At 66.4% G+C, this 25,500-nt stretch carries 25 protein-coding genes; 15 read left to right on the top strand and 10 right to left on the bottom strand.

Going from position 1 to position 25,500, the window contains the following annotated elements:
• Nucleotides 1–56: 56 nt before the first annotated feature.
• Complete coding sequence (locus D5S08_RS00240; RefSeq protein ID WP_121114365.1) at nucleotides 57–1,280, top strand: threonine synthase; 1,224 nt, start codon at nucleotides 57–59, stop codon at nucleotides 1,278–1,280.
• Nucleotides 1,281–1,313: 33 nt separating this feature from the next.
• On the opposite strand, the gene D5S08_RS00235 is transcribed toward D5S08_RS00240, so the two are convergent.
• From D5S08_RS00235 to D5S08_RS00215, 5 genes are all read right to left on the bottom strand, one after another.
• Nucleotides 1,314–2,087: an alpha/beta hydrolase family protein gene (locus D5S08_RS00235; protein ID WP_121114363.1), complete on the bottom strand. Its 774-nt coding sequence runs from the start codon at nucleotides 2,085–2,087 to the stop codon at nucleotides 1,314–1,316.
• Nucleotides 2,084–3,235 (bottom strand): DUF3182 family protein, encoded by a 1,152-nt coding sequence (locus D5S08_RS00230; RefSeq protein ID WP_121114361.1) that lies wholly within the window; start codon nucleotides 3,233–3,235, stop codon nucleotides 2,084–2,086. The genes D5S08_RS00235 and D5S08_RS00230 overlap by 4 nt, the downstream gene beginning before the upstream one ends.
• A 367-nt stretch (nucleotides 3,236–3,602) precedes the next feature.
• On the bottom strand, nucleotides 3,603–6,752 hold the full coding sequence (locus D5S08_RS00225) for a beta strand repeat-containing protein (protein WP_121114359.1): 3,150 nt from the start codon (nucleotides 6,750–6,752) through the stop codon (nucleotides 3,603–3,605).
• A gap of 234 nt (nucleotides 6,753–6,986) precedes the next feature.
• The gene (locus tag D5S08_RS00220; RefSeq protein WP_121114357.1) at nucleotides 6,987–7,751 is read right to left on the bottom strand and encodes a Crp/Fnr family transcriptional regulator; all 765 of its coding nucleotides are present in this window, start codon (nucleotides 7,749–7,751) and stop codon (nucleotides 6,987–6,989) included.
• A gap of 184 nt (nucleotides 7,752–7,935) precedes the next feature.
• Nucleotides 7,936–8,703, bottom strand: coding sequence for a Crp/Fnr family transcriptional regulator (locus D5S08_RS00215; RefSeq protein WP_121114355.1), 768 nt, complete (start codon nucleotides 8,701–8,703; stop codon nucleotides 7,936–7,938).
• 467 nt (nucleotides 8,704–9,170) lie between these two features.
• Here D5S08_RS00215 and D5S08_RS00210 point away from each other — a divergent pair, with 467 nt between their 5' ends.
• The 3 genes from D5S08_RS00210 to D5S08_RS00200 are packed head-to-tail and all read left to right on the top strand — an operon-like array spanning nucleotide 9,171 to nucleotide 10,970.
• Nucleotides 9,171–9,977: a Crp/Fnr family transcriptional regulator gene (locus D5S08_RS00210; RefSeq protein ID WP_121114353.1), complete on the top strand. Its 807-nt coding sequence runs from the start codon at nucleotides 9,171–9,173 to the stop codon at nucleotides 9,975–9,977.
• Nucleotides 9,974–10,615 carry a sensor histidine kinase gene (locus D5S08_RS00205; protein WP_121114351.1) on the top strand — a complete coding sequence of 214 codons (642 nt, stop codon included), beginning with the start codon at nucleotides 9,974–9,976 and terminating at the stop codon, nucleotides 10,613–10,615. The genes D5S08_RS00210 and D5S08_RS00205 overlap by 4 nt, the downstream gene beginning before the upstream one ends.
• Nucleotides 10,616–10,637: 22 nt before the next feature.
• Nucleotides 10,638–10,970 (top strand): DUF6894 family protein, encoded by a 333-nt coding sequence (locus tag D5S08_RS00200; RefSeq protein WP_121114349.1) that lies wholly within the window; start codon nucleotides 10,638–10,640, stop codon nucleotides 10,968–10,970.
• A 21-nt stretch (nucleotides 10,971–10,991) separates the two neighbouring features.
• On the opposite strand, the gene D5S08_RS00195 is transcribed toward D5S08_RS00200, so the two are convergent.
• Complete coding sequence (locus D5S08_RS00195) at nucleotides 10,992–11,993, bottom strand: YihY/virulence factor BrkB family protein (protein ID WP_121114347.1); 1,002 nt, start codon at nucleotides 11,991–11,993, stop codon at nucleotides 10,992–10,994.
• Between D5S08_RS00195 and D5S08_RS16640 the strand changes: the two genes are divergently transcribed.
• The 3 genes from D5S08_RS16640 (at nucleotide 11,992) to D5S08_RS00185 (ending at nucleotide 15,668) form a co-directional block, all read left to right on the top strand.
• Complete coding sequence (locus D5S08_RS16640) at nucleotides 11,992–12,156, top strand: hypothetical protein (RefSeq protein WP_155522958.1); 165 nt, start codon at nucleotides 11,992–11,994, stop codon at nucleotides 12,154–12,156. The two genes, D5S08_RS00195 and D5S08_RS16640, sit on opposite strands and share 2 nt — an antisense overlap.
• A 58-nt stretch (nucleotides 12,157–12,214) precedes the next feature.
• Nucleotides 12,215–12,577 carry a hypothetical protein gene (locus D5S08_RS16885; RefSeq protein WP_175578848.1) on the top strand — a complete coding sequence of 121 codons (363 nt, stop codon included), beginning with the start codon at nucleotides 12,215–12,217 and terminating at the stop codon, nucleotides 12,575–12,577.
• A 235-nt stretch (nucleotides 12,578–12,812) separates the two neighbouring features.
• Nucleotides 12,813–15,668, top strand: coding sequence for a PAS domain-containing hybrid sensor histidine kinase/response regulator (locus D5S08_RS00185; protein WP_121114345.1), 2,856 nt, complete (start codon nucleotides 12,813–12,815; stop codon nucleotides 15,666–15,668).
• Between the two features lie 61 nt (nucleotides 15,669–15,729).
• Here D5S08_RS00185 and D5S08_RS00180 read toward each other — a convergent pair whose 3' ends face one another.
• The gene (locus D5S08_RS00180) at nucleotides 15,730–16,632 is read right to left on the bottom strand and encodes a LysR family transcriptional regulator (RefSeq protein ID WP_121114343.1); all 903 of its coding nucleotides are present in this window, start codon (nucleotides 16,630–16,632) and stop codon (nucleotides 15,730–15,732) included.
• Nucleotides 16,633–16,773: 141 nt separating this feature from the next.
• On the opposite strand from D5S08_RS00180, the gene D5S08_RS00175 reads away from it, so the two are divergent.
• Both D5S08_RS00175 and D5S08_RS00170 read left to right on the top strand, forming a co-directional pair.
• Nucleotides 16,774–17,244, top strand: coding sequence for a hypothetical protein (locus D5S08_RS00175; RefSeq protein ID WP_121114341.1), 471 nt, complete (start codon nucleotides 16,774–16,776; stop codon nucleotides 17,242–17,244).
• A 46-nt stretch (nucleotides 17,245–17,290) separates the two neighbouring features.
• Nucleotides 17,291–17,623 carry a nuclear transport factor 2 family protein gene (locus D5S08_RS00170; RefSeq protein ID WP_241557133.1) on the top strand — a complete coding sequence of 111 codons (333 nt, stop codon included), beginning with the start codon at nucleotides 17,291–17,293 and terminating at the stop codon, nucleotides 17,621–17,623.
• Between the two features lie 74 nt (nucleotides 17,624–17,697).
• On the opposite strand, the gene D5S08_RS00165 is transcribed toward D5S08_RS00170, so the two are convergent.
• Nucleotides 17,698–18,189: a MarR family winged helix-turn-helix transcriptional regulator gene (locus D5S08_RS00165; RefSeq protein ID WP_121114339.1), complete on the bottom strand. Its 492-nt coding sequence runs from the start codon at nucleotides 18,187–18,189 to the stop codon at nucleotides 17,698–17,700.
• A 311-nt stretch (nucleotides 18,190–18,500) separates the two neighbouring features.
• Between D5S08_RS00165 and D5S08_RS00160 the strand changes: the two genes are divergently transcribed.
• The 6 genes from D5S08_RS00160 (at nucleotide 18,501) to D5S08_RS00135 (ending at nucleotide 23,947) form a co-directional block, all read left to right on the top strand.
• A complete protein-coding gene (locus D5S08_RS00160) occupies nucleotides 18,501–18,911 on the top strand; it encodes a DoxX family protein (RefSeq protein WP_121114337.1) in 411 nt (136 codons plus the stop codon).
• Nucleotides 18,908–19,168, top strand: coding sequence for a hypothetical protein (locus D5S08_RS00155; protein WP_126665456.1), 261 nt, complete (start codon nucleotides 18,908–18,910; stop codon nucleotides 19,166–19,168). The genes D5S08_RS00160 and D5S08_RS00155 overlap by 4 nt, the downstream gene beginning before the upstream one ends.
• 97 nt (nucleotides 19,169–19,265) lie before the next feature.
• Nucleotides 19,266–20,081 (top strand): methyltransferase domain-containing protein, encoded by an 816-nt coding sequence (locus D5S08_RS00150; protein WP_162301888.1) that lies wholly within the window; start codon nucleotides 19,266–19,268, stop codon nucleotides 20,079–20,081.
• Nucleotides 20,082–20,266: 185 nt separating this feature from the next.
• The gene (locus D5S08_RS00145; protein WP_121114332.1) at nucleotides 20,267–21,880 is read left to right on the top strand and encodes a GMC family oxidoreductase; all 1,614 of its coding nucleotides are present in this window, start codon (nucleotides 20,267–20,269) and stop codon (nucleotides 21,878–21,880) included.
• A 76-nt stretch (nucleotides 21,881–21,956) separates the two neighbouring features.
• Nucleotides 21,957–22,715, top strand: a complete 759-nt coding sequence (locus D5S08_RS00140; RefSeq protein WP_121114330.1) for a response regulator transcription factor — start codon at nucleotides 21,957–21,959, stop codon at nucleotides 22,713–22,715.
• Between the two features lie 77 nt (nucleotides 22,716–22,792).
• Nucleotides 22,793–23,947 carry a GAF domain-containing protein gene (locus tag D5S08_RS00135; protein ID WP_121114328.1) on the top strand — a complete coding sequence of 385 codons (1,155 nt, stop codon included), beginning with the start codon at nucleotides 22,793–22,795 and terminating at the stop codon, nucleotides 23,945–23,947.
• On the opposite strand, the gene D5S08_RS00130 is transcribed toward D5S08_RS00135, so the two are convergent.
• Nucleotides 23,935–24,267: a hypothetical protein gene (locus D5S08_RS00130; protein WP_121114326.1), complete on the bottom strand. Its 333-nt coding sequence runs from the start codon at nucleotides 24,265–24,267 to the stop codon at nucleotides 23,935–23,937. The genes D5S08_RS00135 and D5S08_RS00130 overlap by 13 nt on opposite strands.
• Nucleotides 24,264–25,439 carry a benzoate/H(+) symporter BenE family transporter gene (locus tag D5S08_RS00125; protein WP_121114324.1) on the bottom strand — a complete coding sequence of 392 codons (1,176 nt, stop codon included), beginning with the start codon at nucleotides 25,437–25,439 and terminating at the stop codon, nucleotides 24,264–24,266. The genes D5S08_RS00130 and D5S08_RS00125 overlap by 4 nt, the downstream gene beginning before the upstream one ends.
• Nucleotides 25,440–25,500: the final 61 nt, after the last annotated feature.

The raw sequence follows: 25,500 nt of genomic DNA, 5'->3' as shown, positions 1-25,500 counted from the left end.
CCGATCAGCCGCCTATCCAGTTCCTCAAGGGCGGCGACGGCTCTATAGGCGATATCATGAACCACAATCTCGTCACCGACCGTCCGACCTTCGTGACCCATCTGGAATGCTCGATCTCGGGCGAGCAGTACCAGGCGGATATGCTTCACGGCCTGTCACGCGCCGGGCGCCCGCTGCTCGTGCGCTATGATCTGGCAGCAGTGAAGGCGCACCTGTCCCGGGACGAACTGGAGATGCGCGACACGGACATGTGGCGCTGGCGCGAGATTCTGCCGGTGCGCGGGACGGAGAACATCGTGTCGCTTGGCGAGATCGAGACGCCGCTGATCCCGATCCCGGCCAGCGGCGGCCAGCATGTTCTGGTCAAGGACGAAGGACGGCTCCCCACCGGCAGCTTCAAGGCGCGCGGGCTGGTCATGGCCGTTGCCATGGCGAAGGAGCTGGGTGTGACGCGCATCGCCATGCCGACCAACGGCAATGCCGGCGCAGCACTCGCCGCCTATGCCAGCCGGTGCGGGATCGAGACGATCGTCTTCTGCCCGGAAGACACGCCGGAGGTGAACGTGCGCGAGATCGCCATGCAGGGTGCGCGCGTCTGGCGGGTCAACGGACTGATCGATGATTGCGGCGCGATCGTCGGCAAGGGTGCCGCGGAAGGCCGCTGGTTCGATTTCTCGACCCTCAAGGAACCATACCGGATCGAAGGCAAGAAGACGATGGGCCTGGAACTGGCCGCACAGTTGGGCTGGCGTCTGCCCGATGCGATCTTCTATCCTACCGGGGGCGGCACTGGCCTGATCGGCATGTGGAAGGCGTTCGACGAGCTGGAGCAGCTTGGCTGGATCGGCCCGGAACGGCCACGCATGTATGCGGTGCAGGCGTCTGGATGCGCGCCGATTGTCCGGGCGTTCGAGGCAGGCGAGGAGCATGCCGAGCGCTGGGAAGATGCCCATACCGTTGCTGCGGGTATTCGCGTGCCGCGTGCCGTGGGCGACTTCCTGATCCTTCGCGCGGTCCGGGAAAGCGGCGGCAAGGCGCTGGCCGTGGGTGATCCGGCGATTCTGCAGGCAGTGGAGGATTGTGCCAGGCGGGATGGCCTGCTGCTCTGCCCCGAAGGCGGCGCCACGCTCGCCGCCTATCGCGAGGCACTGAGGACGGGCGAGGTGAGCGAGGACGAGCAGGTGGTGCTGTTCAACTGTGCGACCGGGCTGAAATACCCGATGCCGCCGGCACCCGACACGCTGGACCGGCATGCCGAGATCGACTTCGCCGCGCTCTAGGATCACGATCGGTCCGGCGCTGGCCGATCACGGTCATCCGGCGCTGTCCGCAGACCTCCTTTGCGGGCTTGAGCGGCGAGCCGCGCGGACCATCTCGTCCACCCAGTGGATCAGCAGCGTCTTGTAGGTCTTGCGATCCTCGGGCGCGCGCATCGCGTGATCGGCACCGCGGATTACGCGGTGGCTGAGTGATCCGGCATGGTGAAACGCGCCCATGTAGGACGCGATGGCGGTGTGCGGCACGTGGGCATCGAATTCCGATTCCACGATCAGCACATGACCTTCGAAATCGGCACAGGCCGTCAGCGCACGATCTCGTCGAGGCCCATGGAAGCGGTTGCGGTAGGTGCGGACCTTCTTCTTGTCGAGCAGGGCCTTGGGCGTCTCCCATTCCCGATCCGGATACAGCGCGGGCACCCGCAGGCCGAGCCACTGTACCGACCGCTCCGCGGTAAGCAGCGTCGCAAGATAGCCGCCATAGCTGACGCCGACGACGCCGATGGCGCTGCGATCCACCAGGGGATGTGCCGCAAGGAAGTCATAGGCGGCGATCACGTCCCGCAAGCCATCCTGCCGGGTCACCTCCTCCTGCCGGGCATCGCTGCCGGCGTGGCCACGCAGGTCGAAGGTGAAGCACAGGCAGCCGAGCCGTGCGATCTCCTCCGCACAGTCCAGATCCTCTTCCTGGTTGCCCCCCCAGCCATGCACGAACAGAAATCCCGGGATCAGCTTTTCCGGGGCCAGCAAGGTACCGCGCAGATGCTGGCCCGCCACGGGGACGATGACCGATCCTTCCTCTACCGTCATAGACGCTGTGCCCATTTGGTCAGCGGGCCGACCACCGGATCGACCCCGTCGTAATACACCGTCGCGCGATCGGGCGGAGTGGCCCGGCCGTGCACTTCGACCGTAGCGGTTGTCACCCTGGTCAGCGTCGGATCGGCGGCGAAGGCCTCCATCGCCGCGATCTCTGCGCCGCTGGCGCCGCCGGCGCGCCAGGACTGCTCGAGCACGGCGACCTGGATCGCGCTGGTATTGTCGGCACCCTGGATGACGTCGTAATTGCGGCGGGACAGGCGAATGTCGGGATATACCCGGTGCGCCGCCTGATCGAACATGATTGCCTGCCCGACGATATGGCGGATCAGCGGATCAGGCGCCACGTCGAGCAGACCCGGCATATCGCCGCGCACGACCACCAACTCCGACCCGCCATAAACTTCCTCCCCCAGAGCATTGGCAGTCAGGCTCTGCGTTCCCCAATAGGCTATGCGGTGGGATCCGACCGTGGCAGCACCAACGCTGTAGGTCACGACATCTGTCAGGTTTTCCTCCAGGCACAGGCCGTAAGCGCGCAACTCTCCGTCGTCCTGCTCAGCGAGCAGCTCGGTCAGTGCCGCCGTGTCATGAACCACTGTCTGACCCAGCCCGGCCTTGCCGCGGACCGGCTTCACCCGCACCGGGCCGCGCGCCAGAAGCCGTTCGCCCGCGATTGCCGCGTCGGATCGACTGAACGCCGTGAAGCCGGGCAGAACGGCGGGCGCTACCGCATCAGCCATCGTGACCGACCAGCCGCAGGGCCGCGCGGCATCGGCCGCGACAAGACCATGAGTGATCGCCTTCGTGCCGACGAATGGATGGGGCACAACCCCGCCGAAGAAGCTGTCGGCCCCAGCAAGCCCGAGTACCGCGGCCTCGGCTGCATCAAGCGTTTCGGAGGGCAGCACGAACAAGGCTGAACCATCGCCGCTTTCTGCCCCGCATTCACCGACATGTGGCAGGCCCAGCAGCGCAGCGATGCGCGCGGCTAGCACGTCCATCGTCGCGCGATCATGCATGTTGGCCGGGCCAGGCAAATGTGTTGCCACCCCGATCATCGGGTTCAGGGCTGCCTTGGCCGAGGCAGGCAAAGATGCAGGAGACGGGACGAACTGGAACAAGGGATCATGGGTCATGGCTGCTCCGGCGAATTGACGAACAGATAACGCATGCCGCTGCGCCAGGTACCCGCACGAAGCCTGCCTGCCCGACCAACCGATGCTTTCGCGCGCTTGCTCGTTCACAGGTGCTTAGGAGCTACTTCGAAGCACGGATATGGTGAGGTCAGCGACGCGGAGGCGAGGGCAGGGAGCTGATGTCGGCATCTAGGTCCCTGCGGCCATGGAGTGGTCAGTCGGCACGCGCCCCTTGCCGGCAACCCGATGTGCTCTGGCGCTCCGCGCTCATCCGGTCTGGGGCGGCACACGTGGCGTGATGCCGCCGGCGACATCCAGGCCGGCAGGATCGATATCGCTGCCGACCTGGCCGCCGCGCGCGTTCAAGTCAGGCGAAGGCGCCGGCATTCCAAGGTTCGACCGACGGCAAGTCCACGCCGAGATCGCCGATGTCGCCAAAGATCAGTTCCGCCATGAAGCCGCCGCCGGTTTCGGAGGACACGGTCGTCAGCGTGACGTCGAGCGTCACATTGTCGAAACCGTTGCGATAGCCGGTCAGGTCGCCCAGGTTGATCGCCGCATCGTCGAAGAAGGCATCGGCCTCCGCCTCGTCGGCGAAGCTGCGGGTGAACAGGCTGATGCCATCGACACTGATGTCGATTTGCAGCGTCTCGAACCCGGCACCCAGCACCTCCCCGTTGGTGAGGCCGATCATGCTTTCGCCAATACCGTCCAGTTCACCCAGCGCGATCTCCACCGCCATCGTGTTGGTGATGGTCTGCAGGCCGTCCCCCACACTCGCCTTGGCGCCGCCCAGCAGCGTGGTGGAGGCAGCCTCGACATCGCTGCCGAAGGCGGCGCGTACCGTATCGTTGCCGGCCAGGATGGCGGCGAGCGCGTCGTCGTCGATCCCGGCATTGACGATGGCGAAGGCATCAGCCGCACCCTCCAGCACCAGCGCATCGCCGCCGGCCTGCGCGCGGGCGACCAGCACCGCCTGCCCGTCCAGCGACAGGGCCGCACCGGCGGTGACGTTGACCGCGCTGTCCAGCAGGCCGGCCCCGGCGCTAACCGCGGCGCTGCCGCTGGCGCCTTCCACCGTGATCACGGCATCCGCGATCCCGCTGCGCACCACGCCCGCGCCGGCCGTAGCCGCAACGGACAGGGACAGCGCGTCGCCGGCGATATCCAGCACCGAAACGGCATTGCCGCCCACCGCGCCACCGATCGGGCCATCGGCATCCAGCTGCATCCCGCCAGCCCCGCCGACCGCCTCCAGCTGGATCGTGACGAAGCTGCTGGCGACGGACGCGGCAGCGGCGTCATAGGTCAGGCGGGAAGAGGCATCGGCGCCCGCCGCCGCGATGCCGCCGGTGCTGCTGCCGCCCGCGCCGGCATAGGCGCGCTGGGTCAGCACCAAGTCGCCCATAGCCGTGCCCGACGCCACATTGGCAAGGTTCACCGCCGCGCCCCGACCGCCATCGGCGCCGTCGAACCCGTCGCCGCCAATGCCGCCATAGGCGTTGATACTGGCCGCGGCGCGGTCGATGCCGTTGGCATCAGCGCTCACGGAACTGATCGCCCCGCCATCGCCGCCACGTGCGCCCGCGCCGAAGGCAAGGCCGCCATTGCCCGCGAACAGGTCGATCAGCGTTTCCGACTGCTCCCCGCCGAAGGATGAGCCTTGGGCGCTCGCCGCGCCGCCGGTGCCGGCGACGCCGGAATCCACGCTGTCGCCACCATTGCCGCCCGCGACATAGAGCCAGGTCAGCGCGGTATCGGTGGCACGGCTGGTGGCGGCGATGCTGGCCGCTCCGCCTTGGCCTGCCACCGCCCCAGCGAAGGCCGAGCCGCCCGTTCCACCGCGGGCATCGCCGGTGATGCTGGCGACATTGCCGCTCAGCAGCGCGCTCTCGACCCCCGCATCGCCGCCGTCACCGGCGCGCGCGCCCGCACCCACTGCGCTGCCGCCCGCACCGGCATAGGCGCGGCTGTCGGCATAAAGCTGCGTGGCGGTGGGCGATACGACAGAAAGATCATAGTCGAGCCGCGCGGCAGCATTGCCGCCTTGCCCGCCATTGCCGCCGCCGGACGCGTTGCCGCCATCGCCCGCGACGGCCCCGTTATTGACCATCACGCCGCCGCCATCATTGGTGGCCTGGACGGAACCGGCGATCCGCGCATTGCCGCCATTGCCGGCGGTGGCGCCGTTCCGCCCGTCGCCGCCATTGCCGGCATGCGCTTCCGCCAGGGCCTGCACATTGTAGCCGCCGGATCCGGTGGCGGAGGCGAAGACCTGCCCCGCGTCGAGCCCGTGGGCACCGCTGTAGCCAACACCCGATCCGGCCCCGCCATCGCCCGTGCGACTGATCGCCGCCGCCGTCGCCAGCCAGAGGCTGTCGGAAACGATGTGCGCCGTCGTCATCAGCGCTTCGCCACCAACGCCGCCATTGCCTTCGCCCAAGGCATCGCCGCCGGCGCCGGCATAGGCCTCCACCGCTGCGAGTTTCTGCGCCTGCAGGTCGGTCGATCCGGTGCGGACATCGGCGAAAGCCGTGCCACCGGCCGCGCCGCCCCGGCCACCACCGGTCGCACCGTCACCGCCTCGGCCACCATTGGCATAGCTGATGCTGTAAGGTGATGCGCCGGTCATGGTGGCGGAGGTCAGCGCGATGCCGCCGTTACCGCCGATCCCGTCGACCGCCTGTGTCCCGCCATTGCCGCCGGTCGCGGTGACGAAGGCGAGGGTCTGGGCGCTCTGCGTGGCTGCGGTCCGGTCGTCGAAGAATAGGGTGGAGCGTGCATCGCCGCCACTGCCCGCACGGCCAGTGTCGCTGTCACCGCCATTGCCGCCGATCGCCTGCTGGTCGCGCACGGACTGGCCGCCATTGGTGATCGCGGTGACAGCATTCAGCAGCGCCGCGTCGCCACCGCGCCCACCGTCGGCACCGTTGATCCCGGCGCCGCCATTGCCGCCGGTGGCGATGGCGACGGCCAGCGCGGCCGCCTCCTCCACGCCGGCGCCCGCCAGTTGCGCGGATGCGGTGATGTTGGTGGCGGTGCCGCCGTCGCCGCCGGTCGCGTCCGCCCCGTTGCCTATCCCACCATCGCCACCGGTGCCGGTCGCCTGCGCCGTAACGGTCGAGAGGGCATCGTCCCGCCCGCTGGTGGCGATCGCGGTTGCCTCCGTCGCATCACCGCCGGCCCCGCCATCGCCTCCGCGGGAGCCGCCGGCACCACCGCGCCCGCCGGTCGCGTCCGCCTGCGCGGTCAGGTCGCGCAAGGTGCCGGACTGCGCTTCTGCCCGGGCAGCGGCATCGCCACCTTGTCCGCCATCGGCGCCGGAGGCCCGCGCATTGCCGTTGCCACCGCGCCCGCCGGCACCGCCGGTCGCCCGCGCACGGACATTGCGGTCTTCAGGAGCGACGTTGTCAGCGCGAACGGTCTCGCCCGCCCCGCCATTGGTGGCCACCCCGCCATTCGCATTGGCGTTAAGACCGCGTGCGCCAGCATTTCCGATGATGCGAACCAGACTCATTTCTACGGTCTCCCTGTTGCTAGAGCCAGGACGGAGGCAGCAAGGAACTGCCTTGGTCGGGCACAAGCATTCTCAAGATCAGTGCGACGCCACGCAACAGGAGATCATACAGCCTCCCGCAAGGGGTGGTCATCATTCGCTCCCCGATCATGAGGGGGCCGCCGGCTGCCTTTCACGCAGGAATAGCTGCTTGCCGGCATAAGCGCCTTGGCCGTGCCGCCAAGCAAGGCAGCGCTAGAGTGCCTGCGATTTGCCAGTCTCCGCGGACATGGCCGTACCCTTACCAAACGGACCGATGAGGCGGCGATACTCGGCTTCGGGTACGCCGTAGCTGTCACCTGCTAGGTCTTCCAGCTTCTCGCGATCGCGAATAATGACACGCCCGCGCTTCGACGTGATCATCCCGCCGCCTTCGAGGATGTGCAGGGTGACCGTCACGCCGCTGCGATCGGCGGAGATCATCATGCTCATGAATTCGTGCGTCAGCGCGATCTCGTCGCCATCGATCCGGTCGTGACACATCAGAAGCCAGCGGGCGAGCCGGGACTCCACGCGATGGCTGGCATTGGTGGCCGTGCTCTGAGCAGCCTGGACGAGCATGGTCTGGACATAGCGCAGCAGCGTGATGCGAAGGCTCTCGCTCTGGTCGATGGCGGCGAGGTACCGGTCGGTGTCGATGCGCAATGCGGTCGAACCGGGAACCTGTACAAAGGTTTCGTGCGGCGAGCGATCGGTGCCGAGCAGCAGGCAGGTGGCCGACACGCCTTCGCGACCAAATATGCCCGCTTCGGTGCGGCCGCTCCGCGGCATGACGGACACGATCGAGACAACTCCGCCCTCAGGGAAATAGACGTGTTCGATCGGTTTCTCAGGAGCCACGAGCATGTGCTCACGAAGGAGCGGCACGCGTGTCAGATGCGGCGCCAGCGTAGCAAGATCGTCCGGCAGGAGTGCGCCGAGCAGGGTGTTGGCCGACAAACATTGATCTGGCTGCGCCATGTTCGCTCTTCTGAACTCAGGCGAAAGCACGACACATCTTCCAGTCGTTCGCGCCCTGACCCCCGGCGAACGATCTGGCGCCTTATAGTCAGGCGCGGCACAGCGGCCAGCCAACTCTTTGTGGACTACGCCACAGTTCGCAAGCGGCCACAGCTGTCCAGACCAGACTGCCTCGCGGGTCGGATCAGTCCGGCCCGTTCCCGTGCGCACGCAACGGCAGCACGACATGCGCCTGTCCCAGCGGACCGATGAGGCGGCGATACTCTGCCTCTGGCACCCCGTAGCTGTCGCCTGCCAGTTCCTCCAGCTTCTCCCGGTCGCGGATGACCACCCGGCCCCTCAAGGACCGGATCAGGCCTGCGCCTTCCATGATGTGGAGGGTGACCGTCACGCCGCTGCGATCGGCCGAGTTCATCATGCTCATGAACTCGTGCGTCAGCTCGATCTCGTCGCCGTCGATCCGGTCGTGGCACATCAGGAGCCAGCGGGCGAGGCGCGCCTCTACACGGAACTGGGCGTTGGTCGCGGTGCTCTGGGCGGCCTGAATGAGGGCCGTCTGAACGTAGCGGAGCAGCACCGTCCGGATGGAGGCATTGTGTTGAACCAGGTCGAGATACCGGGCCGCATCGATGCGCAAGGCGGTTGAGTCGCCCACCTGCATGAAGCTCTCATGAGGAGTCCGGTCCGTGCCGAGCAGCAGGCATGTGGCCGATACACCTTCCCGTCCGAAGATGCCCGTTTCCGTCCGTCCGCTTCGCGCCATGTCGGAGACGATCGAAGCGATCCCTCCTTCTGGAAAGTAGACATGCTCGACCGGCTCGTTCGGGATGACGAGCACCTGCTTGCGCACAAGCTTCACCCGGCTCAGATGCGGCACGATCAGAGCAAGATCCTCCGCAGCAAGCGCGAGGAGCAAAGTGTTTGTGGTGTGGAACTGGTCTGGCTGGGACATGATCGCCCCTTGATCTCGGGGCGGAAGCGCGACGCATCTTCCAGCCGCTCGCGCCCTGAATGTCGGCGAGCGATGATTGCTATATGGGTCGTCGCACCGAATTTGCGAGCCGAAACTGCACAGACTGCGCAACACTGCGCCAGATCATCTTTCACGCACAGTCATCTGCAGGAACCGCATGGGTTCCGCTCTTGTGGGATTCGGTACGAACCGAAACTACACAAACATCTATCTCTGAGCGATATCTTCCTGATTGTTGAGCACGCCACAGTTGCCAGCGCGCAGCTTCCGCTCCGACGTAATTTTGATATGTATCGTTTGTGAACATATTTCAAAAGGTGCTGCATGTTCAACGATGATGATCTCTTTCTCTGCACTCGTGTTGGCATCGTGCGAACGTATCATGCGGAGGCTGCTTCTTTTTCCATCAGAAGCAGTTCGCCCATGCCTTTCCCGAGCAACGCGCCATGATCGGCGCTCAGCTCTCCGCGACATCGCCGGCGGGCGACGTTGCAGCCTGTCGTCCGCCGCGACTGGCCGGCAGCCGTCTGGCAGCATCTGCATTCCTTTCGCGTGAGGAGCGGCAGGCGCTGGAAGATGCGGCCGCACCCGCAAGGACGGTCGCAGCCAACACCGACCTGTTGCAGGAAGGGGCGCATGCGGATGACCTGTTCATCATCGTCGAAGGCTGGGCCTGCCGCTACGTGACGGCCAAGGACGGTGGTCGTCAGCTGTCGGCCTTGCTGCTGCCGGGCGACGTGGGCAATCTGGACTCGCTGTTGTTCAGCCGGCTCGATTATGGCGTGCGGACGCTCACCGAAGCGACCGTCGTGGCGGTACCGCGCGACTGGATCCTGGCGCTTGCCGTGCAGCATCCCGGCATTGCACGAACCTTTATCTGGCTGGCTCTGCTCGAGAACGTGATCCTCACCAAATGGACCCAGTCGCTTGGCCGCAGGTCGGCCAAGTCGCGACTGGCGCACCTCCTGTGCGAGCTGAGCATGCGCCTGGATGCCGAGACTGACGGCGAGAGCAGGTTTACCCTGCCGATGACGCAGGAGCAGATTGCCGACGTCCTGGGGCTCACCGCTGTTCACGTCAACCGCGTGCTGCAGGAGCTTCGATTGGAGGGCATGGTCTCTACCAAGTATCGAAGGATGATCCTGCCGGATGTGGTGCGGCTACGCCAGAGTTGCGGCTCCGATCCGCACTACCTGCATATGGAGCAGCCCGCCGCCACGCCACGCGGCATGGTGGCGAGGGCGCTGTCGTGAACAGCTTGGCAGCGCTCCCGCAGGGTGCGCGCCAGCAGGAGCTTAACGAGCTGCTGCTGCGTGAGACCAACCACCGGTGCGGCAATGATCTGCAGCTCGTCGTCAGCCTGCTGGCGCTGCAGGGCCGGCGCGCCGCCAATAACGAGGTGCGTCAGGCGCTGAACGAGGCGGCGGAGCGCGTCGCCATTCTGGCACGCGCACGGCGCGCCATGCAGCGGGAGCGTGCTCCCAATCTGGAGACGGCCCTGCGCCAGGTGTGCGAGGCTCTGCACGCGCAGGCGGAGCCACGCTCTATCGTGATCTCGCTGCAAGCGTTCCAGGAAGTGGAGGGCCTGCACGCGACCCAGATCACGACGCTCGCGCTGGTGGTGAACGAACTGGCCACCAACGCCATCAAGCACGCCTTCGAAGACGGCGTGGAGGGGTATGTCCATGTCTCGGTCGATCGGCATGGCAGCCGCGACGTCGTCATCACCGTCGATGATGACGGGCTGCCGTTTCCTGAGGCGGGCGGCGGTAGCGGCGGGCTCGGCATCGACCTTGTGAAACGTCTGATGGCTTCGATCGGCGGCCTCTTCATCCCGCCGCCAGCGGGAAGGAAGACTTTCGAACTGCGCGTACCGCTCGCCGGCAGCTAGGCGACCTCACGGGAACAAAGCCATGCCGCTGTATTACATCCGCCTGTGCGGTGCTTCCGACGGAGCCAATGATCCGGACGGGGAGGAGTTTGCCAGCGACGCCGTCGCGCGGGATCATGTCGTTGCCTCCATACGCGCGATGATCGCCGACGGTCTGTCAGCCACCGCCGACTGTTCCGCATTCGTGTTCGAATTGAGGGGCCAGGGGGAGCAGCTCATCGCCGCTATTCCCTTCACCGGGGCGGCGCAGCCGATCCGATGTCAGGCCGGAGGGTCTGCCCATGCGTTGGCCGAACCCGTCATCCATGGAGAGCCAAGCCGGGCCGCTGTGATCGCACTGCCCGGACAAGCCTGATCCGCCGCTGAGTGGTGCGGGCTATGCCTCCGGCTGCGCCGCACCTGCCTCGACATTGGCGAAGCCTTCCCGCTTCCCCTCCTGAATGCCGGCGTCGGTCGCCGCGGTCGCGTTCGGGTCCTCCAGCACACGAGCGCTGGTCTGCCGTTCCAGCTCGCCATTCAGCTCCGCACCGATCAGGAACACATAGGCCGACAGCCACAACCATGTGAGCAGCACCACCACTGCTCCCAAGGATCCATAGGTCGCGTTGTAATTGCCGAAATTGGACGCGTAGTAGCCGAACCCGGCGGTCGCGATCAGCCACACCACCGTTGCGATCACCGCGCCCGGCGACAGCCACTTCCATTTCGCCTTCGGTCGGCTGGGTGCATAGCGGTAGAGGCAAGCGGCCGCCGTCACCACCAGAGCGGCAAGCAGCAGGTAGGAGATGATCCGGATGGCGGCGAGCACGATGCCTGGTGCCTCCGGGATCAGGCTTCCGAGGAAAGCGAGTATGGCGGTCGTGGCAAACGCGGTCAGCACCAGTGCCAGCCCGCCAAGCACGAGCAGGAAAGAGAGAACGGTCAGCCAGATGAAGCCGCGTTCCTCCTTCTCGTCATAGGCGACGTTCAGCGCGACGATCATGGACGCAGTCGCCCTGCTTACGCCGTACAAGGCGATGCCGAGCGCAATCACCAGGCCCAGGCCCTGCTGTTGGCTGGACGTCTCCACGACGCCGACCAGCTGGTCGGAGATCAGCCGGGCCGCATCGTGGGGCAGGATGCCGAACAACTCATTGATGTGGCGCGAGACCGTCTCCCCATCTGCGAGCAATCCGTAGGACAACACGATCGATGCGAGCGTCGGCACGATTGCCGTGAAGCAATAAAACGCCACACCCGCAGCAATCAGGCTGACATTGTTGGCGTTGATCTGCGCCCAGGCACGCTTGGCTACCTGAAACCAGTCCGCACGGGTCATCTTCCAGGGGCTGGACACATCAGTCGCGTGCCGGGGGTGGCGGTGCCATGGACGCTTCATGCGGGCATATTCCTCTGTTGCCGAACTGCGGGCCGGATTCCACCCTTTCGGCTCCGGCGAGACCTTAACGGTCGATCGCCGGCATCGTTGCCGCGAGCTGATCGTGGCAGCCGCGGGCGTCGAGGCCGGGTCGGTCGTGCTGCTTGCCGTGGATGAGCGGTAGGACCGGAACTCTTCACTCCGTGCTGGCTTGAGTTGCTGAAACAGAAGGTACGAAGACCATGGCGGACGATCAGAAGTTTCCTACCCAGGCCAGCGGAGGCGGGTCCGACAAGGGGAAGCCGGATGGCGTCTCGGCATCGCCGAGCAATAACCCCGATGTAGATGTGCAGGGTCGCACATCGGGCGGGGAGAGCGATGGGGGCGCATACCCAAACCCGCATACCGGTCGTGAGCCGACTCAAGGCGGTTTCATGGGGCACGGCGGCCAGACCAACATCGGGTATCATGGCAGCGGGCAGACCGGCAGCGGCGGCCCGGAAGCGCCGAACTCGACGACCCGCGGCGATGATGAGGACAGCGACCGGGAGCAAGTTGACCAAAAGGACGGCGGTGCCGGCGATCGGCAGGGTCCCACTCCCTGATGCACGACCTGAAGACATGCGAAGAGCGAAGCAATGCCGCCGGATCGCCGCCATCCGGGATCGCCTGCGCGCTTGCCTGCTCCGTAGTCCGGAACCGCAGGGCGCAGCATGCGCTTATGCCAGGCCATCGGTAAGAAGATCACGCCAGTAGCGCATGCCGGCAGGCCATCGGTTTGCCTGAGACTGCCGGGGAACAGAACCAGATGGGCAACGCGCAAAGGTGCACAGGTCAACAATGCTCAGCTTTCTCGTGGACGGCGGCCAGATGGGGGCGGCCATGCGCAGCTACGATTGGACCAGGACGGTGCTGGGGCCACCAGCCGGCTGGCCCACTGCGCTGAAGACGTTAATCAGCGTCGTACTTGGTTCCAACCAGCCGATGTTCCTGGCCTGGGGCAGGGACCAAACCCTGTTCTACAATGATGCCTACGCCGCCATTCTCGCCAACAAGCATCCGGAGGCTCTGGGCCAGCCGTTCCTGCAGGTCTGGTCGGAGATCGAAGCGGACCTGATCCCGATTGTCGAGCAGGCCTATCGGGGGCTGCCCGTCCACATGGACGACATCACCCTGATGATGCAGCGGCGGGGATATCTGGAAGAGACGCATTTTGCATTCTCCTACACCCCGATCAGGGGCGACGGAGCAAGGATCGACGGCCTGTTCTGCGCCTGCACCGAGATCACCGAACAGGTCCTTGCCGAGCGGCGCCGCGCAGCCGACATTGAGCGGCAGCGGAGGCTGTTCGAGCAGGCGCCCGGCTTCATAACGATCCTGCGTGGGCCGGATCATGTGTTCGAGTTCGCGAATGCGACCTATCGCCGCCTGTTCGGCAATCGGGACTTCGTGGGAAAGACCGTGCGGGAAGCCTTCCCGGAGCTGGCCGATCAGGGCTTCTACGAACTGCTCGATCGCGTGTTCCAGACAGGCGAACGCTTCGTTGCCGATCATATTCCCATTCGCCTGCAAGGTTCGGGAGCCGCGCCGGTCGAGCGCTTCCTGGACTTCATCTACGAACCCATCACCGATGACAGCGGCACGGTGACAGGGATCTTCGTCGAAGGGCATGATGCGACCGAGGGTCGGCGGGCGCAGGCGGAGCTGCGCGAAAGCGAGGAACGCAACCGGCGGATTGTGGAAGGGGTGAAGGACCATTCCATCTTCACGGTCGATGCACAGAACAAGGTTGTCGACTGGACGCCAGGCGCGGGAGCCGTGTTCGGGTGGTCGGCAGACGAGATAGCCGGGCGGTCTGCTGACATCCTGTTCACTGCCGAGGACCGCGCGGCGGGCATTCCAGCGAGCGAGCTTGCGGTTGCCCGGGATAGTGGGTGCGCCAATGATGAACGCTGGCATGTGCGCCGGGACGGATCGCGCTTCTTCGCCAACGGATCGGTTCGCCCGTTGCATGACGCGGATGGCACGATCACGGGCTTCATCAAGATCGCCCGCGACGAGACGGTTCGCCGCGCCGCGGAGGCGACGCTACGGGAGACCGAACAGCGTTACCGGCTGGCCGCCAAGGCGACGAACGACGCGATCTGGGACTGGGACCTTGTTACGAATCGCGTCGAGTGGAACGAGGCGATTAAGGTGCTGTTCGGCTATACCGAGGAGCAGGTGGAGCCGACCGGAGGCTGGTGGATCGAGAACATCCACCCTGACGACCGCACCAGGGTGGAGACCGCCATCCACGGTGTGATCGACGGTACCGGCGATCATTGGGCCGCCGAATACCGCTTCCGCCGGGGCGATGGCACCTATGCCGATGTCTTCGACCGCGGGCATGTCTTCCGCGACGAGAAGGAGCAGGCGGTCCGGATGATCGGCGCCATGCTGGACCTGACGGAGCGCAAACGGGCCGAAAACAGCCTGAGAGAGCTGAACGAGACGCTGGAGAGCCGTGTGGCTGAGCGTACCGCGGAACTCATGGCGGCGCAGGATGCGCTGCGTCAGGCGCAGAAGATGGAAGCCGTCGGCCAGCTGACCGGCGGCCTGGCGCACGACTTCAACAATCTGCTGACCGGCATATCCGGCAGCCTGGAGATGATGCAGATCCGCGTTGCCCAGGGGCGCACGGCCGATGTCGAGCGATACGTGAATGCGGCCCAGGGAGCTGCAAAGCGCGCCGCCGCGCTGACGCACCGGCTGCTCGCCTTCTCCCGCAGGCAGACGCTGGCCCCCAAGCCGACCAATGTGAACCAGCTCGTCTCCGGAATGGAGGAGCTTATCCGCCGCACCGTCGGCCCTGCGATCGAACTCGAAACGGTGAGCACGGCCGGCCTGTGGCCCAGCCTGATCGACCCCAGCCAGTTGGAGAACGCGGTCCTGAACCTGTGCATCAATGCCCGCGATGCGATGCCGGACGGGGGCACCATCACGATCGAGACGGCCAATCGCTGGATCGACCGGCGGATGGCGGAACAGCGCGGGATGGAGCCTGGGCAGTACATCTCGCTATGCGTGTCCGACACCGGGACGGGCATGGCTCCGGATGTGATCGCCAAGGCGTTCGACCCTTTCTTCACGACCAAGCCGATCGGCGAGGGCACGGGCCTCGGCCTGTCCATGATCTACGGCTTTGCCAAACAGTCCGGCGGTTCGGTGGCGATCTATTCAGAGGTTGGCCAGGGCACGATGGTGTGTGTCTACCTGCCGCGGCACCTGGGCGAGGCAGATGCCGGAGAAACCGAGGCGGGGGTAGACAAGGCGCCACGAGCGGATGCGGGCGAGACGGTACTGGTCGTCGATGACGAGCCGACTGTCCGGATGCTGGTCGCCGAGGTGCTGACGGATCTTGGCTACACGGCAATCGAGGCGGTGGATGGAGCCGCGGGCCTGAAGGTGATCAACTCCGATCTGCGGATCGACCTGCTGGTGACGGATGTCGGCTTGCCGGGCGGCCTGAATGGCAGGCAGGTGGCGGATGCGGCGCGCTCCGTGCGCCCCGATCTGAAGGTATTGTTCATCACCGGCTATGCCGAGAATGCGGTGCTGAGCCACGGCCATCTGGATCCGGGCATGCATGTCCTGACGAAGCCGTTCGCGATGGACGTGCTGGCAACCCGTATCAGGGAACTGATAGAGGACTGACGGGAAGATCGGCAGCTTCCGCGCTTCCCGGATGCGGCCGACCGTTCACGCGGTACGGACGTCACGGGCAATCCGGTGCGAATTTTCGCGCCATGGCCGTAAAGGCCGTGAACGCGGCCGACGGGTTGCGGCGACCGGGATAGTAGAGGGACAAGGGCGCCAGCAACGGCGTCCAGTCCGCCAGCGCCCGCACCAACCGCCCGGCGGCGATATCCCGGCGCACGTCGGATTCCATGAAGAAGCCAAGGCCGACCTCCTCCAGCACCGCCTGTCGCGCCAGGGTGAACTCGTCCAGCGTGATCGGCCCGCGCACATCGATCTGCACGGGTTGGCCGTCCTTCTCGAAGTGCCATCGGTACGGTGCGCCATTGGGCAGGCGGATACGAATGCACGCATGGCGCATCAGGTCGGGCGGAACGCACGGGGGATCGTGGCGCTGGAAGTAGGCGGGTGTGCCGACCACCACGAAGCGGCGGGGGCTTTGCAGCGGGATGGCGATCATGTCGCTGGGCACGAGGTCTAGGCTTCGGACTCCCAGATCGAAACCGTCGGCCACGATGTCCACCAGCCGGCCTTCAGTGACGAGATCGACGTGCACCTGCGGGTGCAGGCGCAGGAAGCGCAGGATCAGGGGCGACAGGATCTCACGGGCGGCGGTGGCAAAGGCGTTGATGCGCAGCACGCCGGATGGTGTCTCCTGCTGCGAGCGCGCAATCTCCATCGCGTCGTGGATGTCACCCACCGCCGGGCCGACCTGATCGACAAAGGTCCGTCCGGCATCGGTCAGCGAGACGCTGCGGGTGGTGCGATTGAACAGCCGCACGCCGAGCTCGCCCTCCAGCTTCGCCAGGGCGTTGCTCAGCGCGCTGGTGGAGATGCCCAGTTCCAGCGCCGCTGCCCGGAAGGAACCCCGGCGGGCAATGGCGAGCACCGCATCCAGTTCGACCAGACCGTGACGGGGCATTGTCCTCCAATCCGCGATGACGCGTCCCGGATTAGCCCGATTATCACCGGAAGTCAGCAGCCCTAACTTGCAGGTGACGCCGGCTGGATCGGCATCACGGACAATCATGCTGGTGGCCCCAGCACAATGGGAGCAGACAACATGCAGTATTATCAGGTCTTCATCAGTGCGGAACAGACCGCGCAGGCCTTTCGCATCCTGGATGCCCTGATCGCGCGGCAACTTGCCTTCGGCGGCCCGGTGGTCGGTGGTCCTGCCAAGTTCCTGTGGAACTTCAAGGAAAGCGACGTTCCCGAGGAGCTGCGCGAACACAAGCTGTTCACGATCGAACAGGACTACAATTACCTGATTACCTACACGCGCGAGGATCTGAAGGACGAGCTGATCGACGTCGCCGAGTCAGCCTCGCTCGAGGAGGTCTGTATGATCTCCATGGTGCCGATGGAGATCAACCGCTCGCTGCGCGTGCTGCTGGACGCGACGTTCGAAGGCCGCGGCGGCGGGGCGGTCCCCGAGCCGGTCGATGGCGTGACCGCGCTGACCGTCGTGCCCAGCCACCAGATCCCATCCCGCACGAAGAGCTCCACCGGCATGGTGGGAAGTCGTCGCTAGTCAGGCGAGCTCGCTCGCTACGAGTACCATTCTATCAGGAGGATTGATGATGACAGTTGAATTGCCCCAGCCAATCTCGGACTACTTCGCCGCAGACGCCGAAGACGGCGCCGAGGCGGTTGCCCAGTGCTTCACGGATGACGCCGTGGTCAGGGACGAAGGCGAAACGCATGTCGGGCGGGCGGCGATCCGCTCGTGGAAGGTCGAGGCCGGAAAGAAGTACACCTATTCGGCCACGCCGTTCGAGGTAGCGCGGGACAGCGATCGCACGGTGGTCACCGCCCATGTCGCGGGCAATTTCCCCGGCAGCCCGGTGGACCTGCGATACATCTTCGAGCTTCATGGCGAGAAGATCGCGGCACTGGAAGTCATTCCCTGATCCGTGCAATCGCGGATCATCTCTGCGTTGCAGGTCGGGCGGGGGGGGGGGGACGGGCTGTCCCCCCGCTTCTCTCAGCTGCGCCTGGTTCCGGTGACCGCGCCTGCGGGTGCATGGCTGCCGATGTGCCCGTACACGGCCGTACCGAGCTGGCGGATCTGGCGATTGAGATCAGCCAGTGCCGCCGGCGTTTCACCGGACGCGGCCAGAAGCGCATTCCCAAGGCATCCGGCGCGCGCGCGCAGCGCCTGGCCCTCCGGTGTCAGCGTGACCACCACTTGACGCTCGTTCTGCGGATTGCGCGTGCGGCGAAGCAGTCCCGCTGCCTCCAACCGCTTTAACAGCGGGGTCAGCGTGCTCGATTCCAGTGCGAGTTCATCCGCAAGGCCGCCGACCGTGCGCCCGTCCGAGCGCCACAGCACGTTCAGCACCAGGTATTGCGGATAGGTCAGCCCGAGGCTGTCCAGCAAAGGCTTGTACAGGCGCTGGATCGCGATCCCTGTCGCGTAGATGGCGAAGCACAGCTGGTCTTCCAGCGGCACCGGCCCGGCAGCATCATCAACCATTTCAGTTCCTTGCACCTGTCGATCAATGCACGGATATCGCGGTAATACTTGATCGCGCAAGGGCAGGGTCGCGCACGCGGGCATCTCTCTCCACCTGGAAAATCGAGCCGGAAAGCTACGCAGGTAGCGCGTGCCGCGCATCCCGCCATTCCGCCGTAACCACACGCGGCGAGATCAGGCTGTCGGCAATGGTGCCGAACCGAAGTCCCACATCGACCATCACCGCCCGCATGCACCACGCGGCCTATGTCCGTGCGCGCGACGCGGTCGGTCGGCCCGACCGACCCACTCACCGCCAACGGAGAAACAACATGCACCAGCTCGTGCAGGACCCCCTGCGCCACCCGGCAACAGAGATCGCTGCGCGCAGCCTGCTGACCGCGCCATTCTGGATCAGCGGGCTGTCAAAGCTCGTCCACTTCGACAGCGGCGCCGCCGAGATGGCCCGCGCCGGACTGGAGCCGGCGGCTGCCTTCAACCTCGCCACAATTGCCACGCAACTCCTGGCATCTGCGCTCGTCATCAGCGGCCGGTGGACTTGGATCGGGGCGGGTGCGCTGAGCGTATTTACCGGGCTGACCATCCTGCTGGTCCATCGCTTCTGGGCCATGACGGAGGAGCCGTTCCGAACCATCGCCTTCCACACATCGGTGGAGCATGTCGGGATCATCGGCGGCCTGCTGGTGGTCGCGATCCTCTCCGCGCGGAGTCCCGCGGCGTGATGCACCCGGTGACCTGTGCCGGCCTGTCCTTCGTGGCGACGGCATCGCTGCTGATCTGGGACGTGTTCGATGAACCTGAATACCCGGCGGCACCGGCATCTTCTGCGGGGACACTCGATCCGTCAGCCCGTTACCCGCTGGCTCTCCCGCTGGCAGCCCCGAACGACCTCCTATGCGAGGACCCGCGGATCGAGGCCAGACGCATGATGCCGCAGGCGCAGGTCTGGCGGCATGATCCCGGCGCCACCTGCCCCTGACCTGTGCCCGCCACTGCCAACCTGAACTTTCAATGGAGTATGCAACATGTCGGAAGCTCTGATGCGCGAGGTCCAGCACCTCACCCGGGCGGCACGGATGCTGGCCGTGGTCGGCGCCGCTGCAAAGCTGCGATCTGCAGGCAAGGTCGACGCCGCCATCCAGGAGCAGATCGAGCGCGGCGCCCGCATGGTCTTGGGCGATGCGGCGGCCGATCTTCAGATGTCGGACGGCGCAACGATACTCACGATGATCGGAATGGCACTGGCCGAAGCCGGCGAACTGTTCCGTGATCCTGCACGCACGGCGGGGTGGCAGGTGCAGGCGCCGGAGCTGCTGCAAGTCATGGGCCGGGCCTCCAGTCATGCATTCGATCGGATATTTGCCCTGGCGGAAACGCGGCCCCTGCTGCGTGATGCCTTGGCTGGCACGTTCCTGGATGTGGGGACTGGCGTCGGGGGGATCGCGCTGAGAGCGGCGGACGCCTGCCCCGAGCTGCGGATCGATGCGATCGACATCTGGGAGCCTGCCCTGCGGCTGGCTGCGGAGAACATCGCCGCCAGCCTGCATGCCGATCGCATCCGGCTGCGCAATCTCGACGTGACCGCACTTGAACCAGAGCTCCGCTACACGCTGGCCTGGCTGCCGACCATGTTCATGAACCGGGCGGTGGTGGAGGCGGCGACGGCGCGGATCGCCGCTGCAACCCGCAGTGGAGGTTGGCTCGTCGCGGCGCTTTACACCACCCCGGACGATCCGTTCGGGGGCATCATGGCGTCGCTGCGGACCCTGCGCGGCGGAGGCGAGATTACCGATCCGATGGAGCTTCGGGAGCTGCTGCGAGCAGACGGCTATGTCGATGTGGAGGTCGAGGTCGCGCCCTTGGCGACGTTCGTGTTCGGTCGAAGAGGCTGATGGACATAGAAAGAAGAAATGCTGGCATTGCCAAAACTGATAGAATTGATACTTAGAAGCCAGGTGGTGCCGACGACTCGTGCCTGCCTCCGCCTGGCGGCTGCTGCACGGGGATCCTGCGTCTCGTGACCTGCACTGCTGAGGGGGCTCCACCGGAACTCAGCAGGACAGAGAAGGAGCACGCAGTGACCTATACGGACCAGAATGATGACGCTTTCCGCCGCCGCGCGAGCGAGAACCAGGCGCGGCTGAATGCCGAACTGAGGCCAGCTTACGACTTCATCGTGTGTGGAGCCGGGGCATCCGGCTCCGTGCTGGCGCGGCGGCTGGCGGAACATGACGGCGTGCAGGTGCTGCTGATCGAAGCCGGCGGCAGCGACGAGGGGGAGCAGGTGCAGGATCCCGGCCAGTGGCCCGTCAATCTGGGCAGCGAGCGTGACTGGGGCTTCGTCGCCAAGCCCAACCCGCATCTGAACGGCCGTGCGCTGTCCATGTCCATGGGCAAGGTGCTGGGCGGCGGGTCGAGCGTGAACGTGATGGTCTGGGCGCGCGGGCATCGCAGCGACTGGGACTTCTTCGCCGCCGAAGCAGGCGACGATCGCTGGAGCTACGCCAACGTCCTGGAGACCTACAAGCGCATCGAGAACTGGCAGGGCACGCCCGATCCTGAATATCGCGGCACCGGTGGCCCGGTGTGGGTGCAGCCGGCCGCCGATCCCAGCCCGGTGGCTTATGCCATGCTGGATGCGGCGGGCGAGCTCGGCATTCCCCGGTTCGACAACCCCAATGGCCGCATGATGGAAGGGCAGGGCGGCGCCGCGATCACCGACATGCTGGTCCGCGACGGTCGCCGGCACTCGTTGTTCCAGGCCTATGTCCGGCCCTGGATGGATCGCCCGAACCTGACGGTGTTGACCGACACCACGGTGCTGCGGGTGATCCTGGACGGGAAGCGCGCCACCGGCGTCGAGATCCTGCGCGGCGGCGAGCGGCGGAGCATCACGGCGCGGCACGAGGTGGTGCTGTCCATGGGCGCGATGCAGACGCCCAAGATCCTGATGCATTCCGGCATCGGCGACGAGAACGAGCTGAAGCGGGTGGGCCTGCCGGTCGTTCAGCACCTGCCCGGCGTAGGTGCCAACCTGCAGGACCATGTCTCCTTCGGCTGCACCTGGGAGTACAAGGAGCCGATCGCACCGCGGAATAGCGGCAGCGAGGCGAAGCTGTACTGGAAGAGTCGACCCGATCTGGAGACGCCCGACCTGCTGTTCTGTCAGGTCGAGTTTCCCGTCCCTAGCGACCGCACGGCCGTGCTTGGCGTGCCGGAGCATGGCTGGACGATGTTCGCCGGTCTGGCCCGCCCGCACAGCCGGGGCCGGCTGCGCCTGCAGAGCGCCGATCCACTGGCTGCGCTGGAGATCGACGCCAACATGCTGTCCGATCCGGCCGACATGGAAGCGGCGATGGCCTGCGTCGAACTGTGCCGTGACCTGGGCAATGCGCAGGCGTTCCGCCCGCTGGTGACGCGCGAGGTGATGCCGGGCAATCTGAAGGGCGATGCCCTGCGCAACTATGTGCGCGATGCGGCAGTCACCTACTGGCACCAGACCTGCACGGCCAAGATGGGGCGCGATGCGATGTCGGTCGTGGACGGATCGCTGCGCGTCTATGGCATTGAAGGCCTGCGGATTGCCGACGGATCGATCATGCCGCGGGTGACCACCGGAAACACGCAGGCCCCGTGCGCGATCATCGGCGAACGGGCGGCGGAAGCGATCCGCGCCACGCACCTGCTGTGATCGACGCCCCTTGCGACCGCGCAGATGGCGTGGCCGCAAGGGCCCCCAGCCATGCCTTGCCCACCCGGACCCGCCTATGAACAATGTCTCTGCAGCGCAGGATTTCACGCCTGCCCGCGCCAGTCCCGTCGGCCGTGTGCTGGTCGTCGAAGAAAACCCGAAGATCCGCAACGCCATCGTCGCCTACCTGACCGATCATCAATGGTCCGCCATTGGCGCGGACCAGCGCGACATCCCCCGTCACCTGCAGTCCAGGCAGCTGAGCCTCGTCACGCTGAATGCCCGGCTGAAGATGGCGGACGGGCTGGATGTCCTGCGGCAGATCCGCACCCGATCGCAGGTGCCGCTGATCATGTACAAGGACGGGCAGGACGACGGGGTGGAGCGGGTCGTCGGCCTGGAGCTGGGCGCCGACGACTTCATGAGCGGCGCGCTGAACCTGCACGAACTGCTGGCCCGCGCGCGGGCGATCCTGCGACGGCAGGAACTGGGCCGCACGGCGCCGCAGCCGACACGGGGCGGTTACCGCTTCGCCGGGTGCGAACTGCGCCACGCCACCCGCGACTTGGTATCCCCCGCCGGTGCGGCGGTTGCGCTGACGCGCAGCGAGTACAGCCTGCTCTGCGCGTTGCTCGGTGCGCCTGGCCGGACGCTGACACGCCTGCACCTGATGCGGGCAACCCGGACGCACGAGGACATTTCGGACCGGAGCATCGACGTCCAGATTCTGCGGCTCAGGCGCAAGCTCGACAAGCATGCCGGGGCGGGCAAGCTGATCACCACCGATCGCAGCTTCGGCTACCGCTTCGCGGCGGAGGTGGAGCCGCTGTATTGATCCGCGGGGTGCCTGTCCCCAACTGGCGGGCCGGCGGCGCGTTGCTCGTTCTGTCCGGCCTCTGTTAGGGATTGGTGATGGCGAAGACAGACAAGGACATCCTGACCACCGCGGAAACCGCAAAGATCCTGGGCGTGTCCACGCGCACAGCGCAGCTGCTGATCGAGGGCGGCACGATCCCGTCCTGGAAGACGCCGGGCGGCCATCGCCGCGTGTACCGCACGGACGTAATGACCATCATCGAGGGCCGGCAGAAGAACGCGCGGCGCGATGGGCATCGTCCATCCGCGATGATCGTCATCATCGGGTCGGAGGAACGCCTGGGCACCTATCGCCAGCTGTTCGCCGCCACCGGGGAGTTCACGATCGAGGCATTCTCCGACGTGCTGGCCGCGCTGGTGGCCATCGGGTCGCTCCACCCCCATGCCATCATCGTCGATGTCCAGCCGGACGGACCGGATCGCACGCCGCTGCTGCACAGCCTCGCCGCCAATCCGGCCGTCGCGGGCAGCCGGATCCTGGTGGTGGGCGCGCAGCCGGACCTTTCCGGCGATCCGGCGCGGTCCGTCATCGTGGCCACGGCAGAGGACGCGCGGGACTCGATATTGGCCACGCTGGTGGAAGAGGGTCAGGACGCGCCTGCCGAAATCGAGGAAGGCGTGCCGGTCGCGCTGAACGAGGGGGAGCGGCTGCTGGCGCTGGAGCGTGCCGGCCTGCTCGACACGGAGCCGGAGGATGCGTTCGACCGGCTGACCTGGCTCGCTTCGCAGATGCTGGACACGCCGGTCGCGCTGATGACGCTGCTCACGCCGTCGCGGCAATGGTTCAAGTCCCGTGTGGGACTGGACCTGGCGGAAACGCCGCGCAGTTGGGCGTTCTGCAATCATACCATCATGCAGCGGGAGGTGTTCGCCGTGGAGGACCTGGCGCAGGACCCCCGCTTCGCCGACAATCCGGCAGTTGCCGGCGATCCGCGCTTCCGCTTCTACGCCGGGGCTCCTGTGCTGGACGAGGACGGATTTGTCGTCGGATCGCTGTGCGTGATCGACCATGCGCCGCGCAAGCTGGACCAGCGGGGCGCGCAGATCATCGCGACGCTGGCGGCGATCGCCTCGGACGAACTGCGGCTGCGCGCCATGAACCGCCGGATGCGCGGGCAGGGTCGTGGCGCCGACGCAGTTGCGGGCCGCACCGTCCGGCACGCATCTGCCGCTGCCGATCAGCCCAGTTGAACGACCCGGCTGCAGCCGTCACCCGGCCGGACATGCAGCCAGCTGTGCATGTGCTGCGTCACATAGCTCCATTGCTCGCGCGAGCCGTCGCGGCAGCGAAGCGCGATGGCGCCTTCGATGCGCGGTATCGTATAGAAGATCCGGCCGGGCAGCCGATGCAGGGCTTGTGTTGTCCCGCCGCTGTCGGTGATCGTGGCGGAGAGGACGTTTCGCGACCGGTCGATCACCACAGTAGACCCCATGACCCACAGCATGGCGCCGAGCAGCGCCAGCGTGGCTGCGGCGACCGCAGGGATGATTCGTCGGCGAACCGGCTTCATACAGGTGTCCTCCGCTGCCGCAGCACTCTGGCAACGGCAATCGTGCCCAGACCCGCCGCGATGCCCCAGAAGGCCGATCCGATGCCAAACAGTGTCAGACCGGACGCGGTCACCAGCAGGGTCAGGATCGTCGCATCGCGATGCTCGCTGCTCGCCAGCATGGCCTCCAGCGCGCCGGATAGGGTCGGCACGATCGCCAGCCCCGTCAGCACGGCGATGGCCGTGTGCGGCAGCGCCAGGAAGGTGCGGACGAGAGCGGGCGCGAAGATCGCCAGCAGAAGATAGAAGCCGGCATAGATCAGGGCGACCCGCCAGCGCCGCTCTCTGGAGGGATCGGCGTCGGGGCTGGTGCATAGTGCGGCGGTGATCGCCGCGAGATTGACGGCGTGGGCACCGAACGGCGCCGCCGCCACGCTGGCCAGGCCGGTGCCGACCAGGAGTGGGCCGGGCCGCGGAGAGTAGCCGGCGAGCTGCAGCACGGCGATGCCCGGCAGGTTCTGCGACACCAGCGTGACCACGAACAACGGCAAGGCGATGCTCAAGACCGCTCCGGCGTCGAACGCCATGCCGGCCGGGACCAGGCTGCCGAAGGTGGCGCCGTCCGGAAGCGTGCCGAGATCGCCGCGGGCCAGGGTCAGGGCGACACCCACGGCCAGGACCAGCAGCAGCGCATATAGCGGCACGCGCTGGCGCGCCGCCACGAAGATGCCGCAGAGCAGCAGCACGAACAACGGGTCGGCATTCGCCTGCCGGAAGGTTTCGAGCCCGAATGGGAGCAGGACGCCGGCCAGCATCGCGGACGCGACCGGCGGCGGGATCGCGCCCGCCAGCCGACCCAGGAACGGCACTGCGCCGAAGGCAACCCCGATCAGCCCCGCCAGCGCAAATGCCCCGCAGGCGACCGGCCAGGATGTCGGCGGCGCCGTGACCAGCAGTGCCGCGCCGGGCGTCGACCATGCCAGCACGACGGGGATGCGCAACCGCAGCGACAGCGCCGCGCCCGCGACGGCGATGCCCAGGCACAGCGCGGTGATGGCAGATCCGGTCTGCTCCACCGAAGCGCCCATTGTGCGGAATGCCTGGACGACCAGCGCGATCGTGCCGCCGAAGCCCACAGCCGTGGCCACCAGGGCGGAAGTCCAGGCGGAGAGTGGAGGCAATGTGTCGCGCATCAGGGCCGGTTCATAGCAGGGCAGCGTGAAAGAGGGAGGCGGTAGATCATCGCATGATGCC

Source organism: Croceibacterium ferulae, from assembly GCF_003660445.1.
In the GTDB taxonomy this organism is placed as follows: domain Bacteria; phylum Pseudomonadota; class Alphaproteobacteria; order Sphingomonadales; family Sphingomonadaceae; genus Croceibacterium; species Croceibacterium ferulae.
This window is presented reverse-complemented; position numbering and strand designations above follow the sequence as displayed.